Here is an 801-nt window from a genome sequence, read left to right as displayed (position 1 = left end):
ACGCCAGCGCGAACCGGATCCGGCAGGAACTGCCCGGCGCGCTGACGCTGGGCCGGGTGCTCGACGAGCCCGCGAGCGGCAACTTCGCGGGCGACCAGAAACGCGACATCGACTCGCTGCGCCTCCAGAACCGCACCAGCTTCACGTTCGGCGATGCGGCGCTGGACGTCGGCGCGTTCGTCAACGTCAAGTCGCTGTTCCACCCGATCTTCCAGCTGATCGACCAGCAGTCGACCGATTACGGCGCCTTCACGCGGCTCGATTGGCGGCAGGGGCCGTTCGCGTTCACGCTCGGCACGGCCGCGCGCTTCGGGACGACCGACTCGCGTCGCTTCGTCAATACGAACGGGCGGAAGGGCGCGCGGACGCTGGAGGCCGACCAGACGGCGCGCACGATCAACGTCCATGGCGAGGCGCGGGCCGAGGCGGCGCCGGGACTGACGCTGATCGCCGGCGCCATCTACTCGGACGGACGGCGCCGGCAGGAGCAGGCCTTCCCCGCCGTCGTCACCGGCGAGGCGGACTTCAGCCAGTTCTCGCCCAGGTTCGGCCTGCTCTACGAGCCCGTGCCCGAGATCCGGGTCTACGCCAATTACAGCCGCAGCCACGAGCTGCCGGGCTTCGCCGAGCTGGCTCAGGTGGCGGCGTTCGTGCCGCTCGACGCGCAGCGCGCGTGGACGGCCGAGATCGGCACCCTCGGCCGGCGCGGCATCGCCTCCTGGGACGTCAGCCTCTACCGCGCGGACCTCAAGGGCGAGTTGCTCCAGTTCACCGTCGGGCCGGACATCCCCGCCTCCACGT

At 71.0% G+C, this 801-nt stretch carries 1 protein-coding gene; it reads left to right on the top strand.

Going from position 1 to position 801, the window contains the following annotated elements:
• Positions 1–801: TonB-dependent receptor domain-containing protein (locus tag AC2JF9_RS08035; RefSeq protein ID WP_500726758.1), on the top strand; the 801-nt coding region annotated here is incomplete at both ends.

Source organism: Lactobacillus sp. C449L, from assembly GCF_059900815.1.
This window is presented reverse-complemented; position numbering and strand designations above follow the sequence as displayed.